The sequence below is a fragment of the Deinococcus radiopugnans ATCC 19172 genome (assembly GCF_006335125.1).
GTDB classification, from domain to species: Bacteria; Deinococcota; Deinococci; order Deinococcales; family Deinococcaceae; genus Deinococcus; species Deinococcus radiopugnans.
This window is the reverse complement of record NZ_VDMO01000055.1, coordinates 1-3,718: the sequence shown is the minus strand read 5'-3', so window position 1 is coordinate 3,718 and position 3,718 is coordinate 1. Positions and strand designations below refer to the sequence as shown.

At 67.5% G+C, this 3,718-nt stretch carries 4 protein-coding genes; all 4 read left to right on the top strand.

Annotated features, from left to right (window positions below; all coding sequences use genetic code 11):
• Nucleotides 1-458: 458 nt before the first annotated feature.
• A complete protein-coding gene (locus FHR04_RS20560; RefSeq protein ID WP_139405040.1) occupies nucleotides 459-1,322 on the top strand; it encodes a hypothetical protein in 864 nt (287 codons plus the stop codon).
• Nucleotides 1,323-1,676: 354 nt separating this feature from the next.
• The gene (locus tag FHR04_RS20555) at nucleotides 1,677-1,967 is read left to right on the top strand and encodes a hypothetical protein (RefSeq protein ID WP_139405039.1); all 291 of its coding nucleotides are present in this window, start codon (nucleotides 1,677-1,679) and stop codon (nucleotides 1,965-1,967) included.
• Nucleotides 1,968-2,170: 203 nt separating this feature from the next.
• The gene (locus FHR04_RS20550; protein WP_139405038.1) at nucleotides 2,171-2,518 is read left to right on the top strand and encodes a hypothetical protein; all 348 of its coding nucleotides are present in this window, start codon (nucleotides 2,171-2,173) and stop codon (nucleotides 2,516-2,518) included.
• Nucleotides 2,519-2,725: 207 nt separating this feature from the next.
• The gene (locus FHR04_RS20545) at nucleotides 2,726-3,283 is read left to right on the top strand and encodes a dihydrofolate reductase family protein (RefSeq protein WP_139405037.1); all 558 of its coding nucleotides are present in this window, start codon (nucleotides 2,726-2,728) and stop codon (nucleotides 3,281-3,283) included.
• Nucleotides 3,284-3,718: the final 435 nt, after the last annotated feature.

Below are 3,718 nucleotides of genomic sequence, written 5' to 3'. Positions count from 1 at the left end.
TGGCGCGGAACAGCTGTGCCATGCGCTGCGGTGGAACCTGCCCGAGTTACCTGAGTTGGTCAGGCTACTGAGCACGCCGTTTCACGCATCAGGAGCGGCTTGAAGCTAAGATGTCCGGTACAGAGGAGCGTGCGCTGTCACGCGTGGTCAGCGTTGAATGTTCTTGTCTTGATCATGGGTCTTTGAGGTTGAGCGGCTCAGGCCGGGCCGGGCCGTTGGAGGCCTAGGGGGCCACGCCTTTCAATGCGGAGCGGCCATACAAAACCGGTTGGCACGGATGGGTGCAACGCGGCTACCAGATGCCAGCCGCGTTGCCTCGAATGAACCGGCGTTACACGACAAACGCCTTCTTCCCCGCCTAGGTTCGTTCTCTATGCTTATGCATCGGCATGGGCCGGCGGAGAGAGGAGAAGGCCAGATGTCTTGCCTTTTGTCGTATAACGCCGTTATATAGAACCATGCATCCCAGCGACGAACGCAGCCAGAAGATCATCCGGGCGCTGCAGACCGCCGATCTCGACGCGCTGATTCCCCTGATTTCCGGGCGCTGGCCGGCCGCCACCGTGCCCACCCCCCAGGTGCACTCCCTGCTGCGCCACCTGTTCGCCCAGGCCCGGCAGGACGGCCTCAACCTGCTGCACCCCCCCGCCGACTTCCACGCCTGGCTGCTGCAGCACGCCAGCACCAACGTCAACGCCGCCCCCGCACGGCCCAACACGGTCCGCCTGCGCCTGTCGCTGCTGTCCACCCTGTACAGCGCGCTGCAGGACCAGGGCCTGCTGCTGATTCACCCCTTGCGGGGCCTGCAGCGCCCGCCCAACGAGCGCAGCGGCGCGCCGCTGCTGCCCCGCGCAGACCTGGAACGGCTGCACCGCCAGGCCGCGTCCGACACCACCCTCCTTGCCGCACTGATCCTGATCGACCAGCACGCCTACCGGGTCAGAGAACTGCTCTCGCTGCACTGGGAAGATTTCGATCCCGCCACCGGCTCAGCCCTGCGTCCCCACGCGGTGACCCGCCTCAGCGACACCGCCCTGCAGGCCCTCAGACCCCTCCTCGCTGCCGCGGGCGGGACCCTGTACGCGGCCGGCCGGGTCTTTCCCTACGCCGGGGACCGGGAACTGCGCGCGGCGCTGTTCCGGGCCTGCAAGGCGGCCAACGTGCCGTACACGCCGCCCGGCGAACTGCGCCGCGTCTCGCTGCGTGATCACCCGCACACGCCGCAGAGTGCGGGCTTCAGCGCGGCCGACCCCCGCCGCCTCGAGCAGGCCACCACCCTGGCCCAGGGCCTGGCGGCGGCACTCCAGAACGATGAACCCTAGCGCAACGGGAAGGTCACAGGGCCGAGGGCCCAGATCCACGCTCCCCCACAGGACCATCAGCTGCGGACTGACCCTCCATTCGCTGTTCTCAACGAATGCCGCGCTCTGCTGCGGCCTCCCAGCCCGTACGTTCCAGGCAAGGCCACTTTCAATGCCGGGTGGACCGCCCACCTTGCGTGCGGGGATCCAGAGGCCGCTGCTGGTCCAGGCCCTGGCCCGCCGTGGGCCAGGGGTCTCGCTGTCTGTGTCCTCCAGCAGCCACCGCACGGTCTGGGCATGGCCCTTGTTTCTGACCCCGTCGATCACCCCGCCTGATTTCCAGAACTCCGCCCCAGCCCGGAAACTCTACCCGTCATGCGCCCAGTCCCGAAAGGCCGCGTGCCGATGAACGCCTGCGCTCCCGCCCTGTCAGCCAGCCAGGGGAGTAAGGCCATTCGCCAGGTGGAGACCACCGAGATGGACGCTCTGGAGCGGAAGGCGGGCGCCCGCCCACCTGAGCGGGCGCGGCGCGGAGGAACGCGGCGGGGTGCTGGGTCTATCGCGGGGCTGACCCACCTGGGCGAGGTCCACGAGAACAGCCTGTTCGTTCAGAACCTGACGGACTTTCTGGAGCAGTGCCCCAGTGGAGTGGCCCAATCCCGATAAGTGGTCCGCATCCCCTGACGCTGGAAGACGTGAGCTTCACGTACCCTGGCGCAGTTCGCCAAGTATTTGAACATCTGAACCTGACCCTGCGGGCCGGTGAGACCACGGCGCTGGCGGGGGTCCATGGGGCGGGCAAGACCACGCTGGACGGCGGTGAACCTACGCGACGCTGAGACGGAGGCGTATCGGCGGATGCTGGCGTGGTGTCGCAGGATTTTGCGCGCTACCAGCTCAGCGCGCGGGAGAACGTGGCATTGGACCGGGTGGGCGAGGCAGACGAGGACGCCGAGTTGCAGTCGGCGGCCCGGCGCGGTCCACGCGCTGGCATTGATCGAGGGCTTACCGGAGGGCTGGGACACGCTGCTGGGGCGGCAGTTTCATGGGCGGGGGCAGGACCGGTCAGGCGGGCACCGTACCGCGACGCGCCCGTGTTGCTGCTGGACGAGCCGACCGCGGCGCTGGAGGGGGGGCGGGTCATTGAGGAGGGCACGCCGGCAGACCTGCTGGCAGGTGGCGGTCGGTACGCCCTGAATGCGGTTCAGGACGCGTGAGGCCGTTCCCGCTTTTGACCGTCTTCCCCTCGTTGGGATCCGGCGACGGCTGTTCAAAAGCGCTTATGCGGGCGCTGAGGACAGGCGAATGACGGGCTGTGGGTGGCGACCGGACGGATCGGCGGCTCACGCCCCATCACGGACGTTGAACATCAACCGCGAGCACTTGCCCAGCGTCTTTTCGAGCAGATGGCTTAGGCTCGTGGTATGGGACTCTTGACCTTCAGCCTCAACGTAACCCTGGACGGCTGCGTCGACCATCAGGAGGGCGTCGCGGACGACGAGACGCACGCGTTCTTCACCCGCCTGATGGAGGAGAGCGGGGCGATGCTGTGGGGCCGCATCACCTACGAGCTGATGGAGCGTGACTGGCCGGCGGTGGCTCGCGGTGACGTGGAGGCGCCGCCAGCGATCCGCGATTGGGCCGTCAAGTTGGAGGCCAAACCGAAGTACGTGGTGTCGTCGACGCGAACGCACTTCCCGTGGGCCAACAGCCACCACCTCACCGGCGACCTGCGAACAGGCGTCCAGAGACTCAAGGACGCGACGCCGGCCGGTGTGCTCCTGGGCAGCGGCACCCTCGCCACCGAGCTGGACCGGCTGGAGCTGATCGACGACTATCAGCTGCTTGTGCATCCCAGGATCGCCGGCCACGGCCCCACCCTGTACCAGGGCGGGCTGCCCCGTGCGCGACGGCTCGAGCTGGTCTCGGCGCAGCCGCTCCGCAACGGCGCGGTCGCCCTGCACTATCGGCGCGAGCGCTGATTCGGCGCAGCTGCGACGCGCCCGGCCAGGAGGCGTGCGCGTCGTGGGAGCGCCGCCGCCGATCCACCGTCGGCTTCGGGCGCTTGGCGGCCCGGGGGAGAACAGCTGCGCCCAGGTGCCGGGCCGTCTGTCGTGGTCGTGGAGCCCTTGGCGGGCGGCCTGTACTAGCGGGGTCAGCTGGAGGTGCCGGGGACGTCTAAACCCCAGAGGTGACCCCCGTTGACATGCGGGCTGTCCTTGATGGTCAGGCTATTGACTGGAAGTTGGACTTCATCACAAACGATCGTTGGCTCTGGGAAGCCTCTGATACCTCAGTAGCTGACAACTTCAGTTTCCGGCTGTCCCAGTGCGGGAAAAGGGCATATCAAGACGTGTAGGATCTCGCTGATTCTCTTCGGAACCCACCGCAGCACATGGCGCAGTTCTTCCGAGCCG